Here is a 3,817-nt window from a genome sequence, read left to right as displayed (position 1 = left end):
GTAATGAGTATTACAACCCTGGCATTGTCCTCCTGCGAAAGGAGGTTTGTTGCTGTTATTATTGAATCGCCTATTGCTGTTCCGCCCACATCCTCTATTCCTATGTTTGCAATTGCATTCCTTGAAAGCGAAAGGTCGTCTGTTATCGGTTGCCTTACGAAGCTAACCCCTGAAAAATCAATAACCCCCACTTTTGCAAGGGAAAGCATTCCGACAAAATCCCCTGCTGCCTTTTTTGCAGCTTCAAGCCTGTTTGGCTGCATATCATCTGCAAGCATGCTTGAGGATGCATCTACTGCAATTACGTAGCTGAATTTTGAGCCCCTTCCCTGATACCATAAAGTCGCTCCTGCTGCTGCAAGCACAAGAAAGCTTACTGCGAGTATCCTCAAAATGAGAAGCACAAAATTTTCAGAGAGAAACTGCGAATTTTTCCTGTTTCCTTCAGGGCCGACAATCCTTCTTATAACATCAAAATTGGCAAACCTGAATGCCCTCCTCTTGAGAAAGTTAAGGACAATGAAGTGCGTAAGTATCAATATTGGCACAGTCAGAAGAAGCCAGAGGTTCTGGGGATTTGAAAAAACTATTTCCATTTACTTCACCCTCTGCCTTCGTATGAAAAATCTTGTTATGTCATTCGTGAACGGCTTTTCTGTTGAAAGCATGATAAAGCCGCCGCCGCTGTTCATGAATGAGTTATTGACTGACTTTATAAAATCGCGGTTTATCCCCGAATATTTCTCTTTTATCTTATCAGAGTCAAAAAGCACGTTGTTTTCTGTGAATGGGTCTGAGATTGCAACTCTTCCTATACCAGAGGGAAGCTCATTGTCCAGCGGATCTCTTATCATTAATGCGATTACATCAAATTTTTTCATTGCAGTTCTAATGGAAGTTTCCCAGCCGGGCTTCAATCCTATGAAATCTGATATGAATATTATTACCGCGCCCTTTTTGAGTTTTCCCATTGCGTGCATTATCACATTCTCAAAATCAAATCCGCCCTCGTAAAGAGTGGGATTGCCCAGCGTCTTAAGAATATTGTAGTATTGCTGGAGTCCGCTCATTGAAGGTATCTCCTTAACCACCTTGCTGCTGAACATGATTAGCCCTATTGAATCGCCTGCGCGGAGTATTGCAAATGACAGTGCTGCAACAAGCTCTGCAGCATACTCCGCCTTGGATTTGTCAATTGAGCCGTAGCACATGCTTGAGCTCACATCCAGGATAAATACAACTTCCACATTTCGCTCTTCTCTGAAATCTCTTACAAGGGTGTGCTGCGCCCGAATGCTTGCCTTCCAGTCTATTCTTGAGGCGTCATCATTCGGATTGTATTCCCTGAATGAGTCAAACTCAAGTCCTCTCCCTTTAATCTTTGAAAGATAGCTTCCTGAAAGGGCTCCATGCGCTTCTCTTTTTGTGTAAATCTCCAACTGCTTAAGAAGAGGCTTGAAATTGAGTTTTAATTCATACATTTTATTGCCTTGGCAGTTTGATTAATGGCATGCAGAATCTTTATGGTATGTCTATTTTCTCAAGAATTTCAGAGATTATCTTGTCAGAATTTATTCCTTCTGCCTGCCCCTCATAGTTTATTATAATCCTGTGCCTGAGCACATCATGCGCAACATCCTTTACATACTGGGGTATTACAAATGTCTTTCCTGCAAGAAGCGCCTGCACCTTTGCGGCGATAAAAATTCCGATGGATGCCCTTGGAGATGCTCCCCACTCAATGTATTTTCCTGTCTGAATTTTGTATTTGTCAGGGTGCCTTGTTGCATCGACAATGCTTACAATGTAATTCTCTATTTTCTTGTCAGCATATATTTTCTTCGCATCATCCTGGATTTTTATTACCTTGTCTGGAGAGAGAACTGCCTTGAGGGGGTATTCCTCAAATTTCTGCAGGGTTATGTTCTTTTTGAGTATCATTGACTCCTCATCAACAGTTGGATATCCAATATTCAGTTTGAACAGGAATCTGTCCATCTGTGCTTCAGGAAGGGGATATGTTCCGAGGTTTTCAATCGGGTTCTGGGTTGCAAGCACAAAAAATGGAAGCTTCATTGGAAATGTCTCATTCCCTATTGTCGCCTGCTTCTCCTGCATGCACTCAAGAAGCGCAGACTGCACTTTTGGCGGCGCCCTGTTTATCTCATCAGCGAGGACAAGATTGCTGAATATGGGGCCCTTTACAACATAGAAGCCCTTCTGCTTGTCATATGCAGTAAGCCCTATTATATCTGTGGGGAGAAGGTCTGGTGTAAACTGTATCCTTGAGAAATCACAGCCCACTGACTTTGCGAGCGCTCTTATCATTAAGGTTTTTGCCAGCCCCGGAACGCCCTCTATGAGAACATGCCCGTTTGCAATAACCGCCCTTAAAAATCCGTCTATTACCTTTTCCTGTCCTACAATAATTTTTGAGATTTCTTCCCTGACCAAATTAATTGTCGCTCTATCGCGCGAAATAACTGTTTTTAACTCTGGCATAGCAACTTCTTACTTTACAGCATATAAATTTTTATTGCTCCACTCCCGAAGAGTAACTCTTGCTCGATACATTTATATAAAAAATATCACTTGGGAAATGCCATCGGCTGTTGCCAGATGAAAAAGAGAGTGCTTTTATGATAAGAAGGATAAGATTAAGCCGGGCTTCTGTAGGGGGCAACATAATCGGGAATGCCTTTCACAAGCTTGATGTTCTTGAAAAGAATCTTTCAAAGCATCATCCTGAAGACAACATCATCCAATTTTCTCACATAGTTAAAAAGTTCTTTTCAGGCTTTTTTTCTCTCCGCTACAAGTTCACCTATGATGAGCTTTCAGAGGAGCTTTCCCGCAAGAAGATAGAAGAAGAATTGAAGAGCAGACTTTTGAGCTTCATTTCAGGGATATCCCTTCTTGAATTCAGCGGGGTTGCTCCCTCAGATGAAAAGCTTGTTTCAATGTCCCGCTCATTCCGGGAAGCGCTGCTCCTTCTTGAAAAGAGTGTTTTAAAAGATGAGAAAAAGGAAAAAATGCCTTTTTTTCATATAAGGTTTGGCATCAGAAGGGATAAGGCGGTAAAATATGACGGCAGGGTTCAGGCTGCCCTTGGAGAGGAAATCTACAACCTCCTGCTTTCGGCTCATAGGGCTGTTGAATCAAATGACTGCAGGGGCGCTGCAGAAGATTATAAGAGGATAAGCGCGGATTATGAAAAGCTTTCTCCAGAGAACAAAAAAAAGGTTCATTCCCCGATAATTGAATTTTACCAGAAATTTGTTTCTTCCTGCAGCGAAGGTTGAGGAAGAGCATAATAAAATTTTCATCAATCAATAGAATCTTTTTCTTGTGTAGAAATAAATGATTATGCTCATAACAAGAGCAGCTCCAACTATGCCTGCAATTATTATTGCGTTTCTCCCAAATGAAACTGAGAACCTTGTGGGCTTCTCATAAAGCCTCTTCTTCTCTGTTATCAGGTATTTGCAGGTCCTTATTGTTGAATCAAGGATTTTTGACGCCTGGGCATAATCCGATGATTCTATTGCCTTCTGCGCCTCGGCAAGGAATTCATTGAGTTCAAGGCATGCTGAATTCTCTGAAAGAAGGTCCCTGGTGTATTTTATCTTGGTATTGACTACAGTTGGGCCTTCTGAGCCGAGCTCTATTGAATTCACAAAAATTTTGTTGGATTCAGAGAGTCTGGGGTTCTCAACATTTGCGCTCACAACAATCTCATAATTTCCGTATGTCTCATATGACTCTATTATGACGCTTGTCTTAATCTCCTCATTTTTGGCAAGCTCTGTTATCTCAT

The 3,817-nt window shown here is 41.8% G+C and carries 5 protein-coding genes; 1 reads left to right on the top strand and 4 read right to left on the bottom strand.

Annotated features, from left to right (window positions below; all coding sequences use genetic code 11):
• The 3 genes from NTV63_05005 to NTV63_04995 all read right to left on the bottom strand — a co-directional run.
• A partial coding sequence (locus NTV63_05005; protein ID MCX6710276.1) for a VWA domain-containing protein occupies positions 1-596 on the bottom strand: 596 nt, incomplete at its 3' end.
• Positions 597-1,481, bottom strand: a complete 885-nt coding sequence (locus tag NTV63_05000) for a DUF58 domain-containing protein (protein MCX6710275.1) — start codon at positions 1,479-1,481, stop codon at positions 597-599. It abuts the gene before it with no gap.
• 40 nt (positions 1,482-1,521) lie between these two features.
• Positions 1,522-2,502, bottom strand: coding sequence for a MoxR family ATPase (locus NTV63_04995; protein ID MCX6710274.1), 981 nt, complete (start codon positions 2,500-2,502; stop codon positions 1,522-1,524).
• Positions 2,503-2,639: 137 nt separating this feature from the next.
• Here NTV63_04995 and NTV63_04990 point away from each other — a divergent pair, with 137 nt between their 5' ends.
• A complete protein-coding gene (locus tag NTV63_04990) occupies positions 2,640-3,302 on the top strand; it encodes a hypothetical protein (protein ID MCX6710273.1) in 663 nt (220 codons plus the stop codon).
• 27 nt (positions 3,303-3,329) lie between these two features.
• Here the strand turns inward: NTV63_04990 and NTV63_04985 are convergent.
• Positions 3,330-3,817, bottom strand: a 488-nt coding sequence (locus NTV63_04985) for a hypothetical protein (protein MCX6710272.1), incomplete at its 5' end; no start/stop codon positions are given.

The sequence above is a fragment of the Candidatus Woesearchaeota archaeon genome (assembly GCA_026394965.1).
In the GTDB taxonomy this organism is placed as follows: Archaea; Nanobdellota; Nanobdellia; order Woesearchaeales; family 0-14-0-80-44-23; genus JAPLZQ01.
This window is presented reverse-complemented; position numbering and strand designations above follow the sequence as displayed.

Coding starts and splice junctions, on each gene's coding strand:
- NTV63_05000 (MCX6710275.1), bottom strand. CDS start 1,481: ATGTATGAATTAAAACTCAATTTCAAGCCTCTTCTTAAGCAGTTGGAG.
- NTV63_04995 (MCX6710274.1), bottom strand. CDS start 2,502: ATGCCAGAGTTAAAAACAGTTATTTCGCGCGATAGAGCGACAATTAAT.
- NTV63_04990 (MCX6710273.1), top strand. CDS start 2,640: ATGATAAGAAGGATAAGATTAAGCCGGGCTTCTGTAGGGGGCAACATA.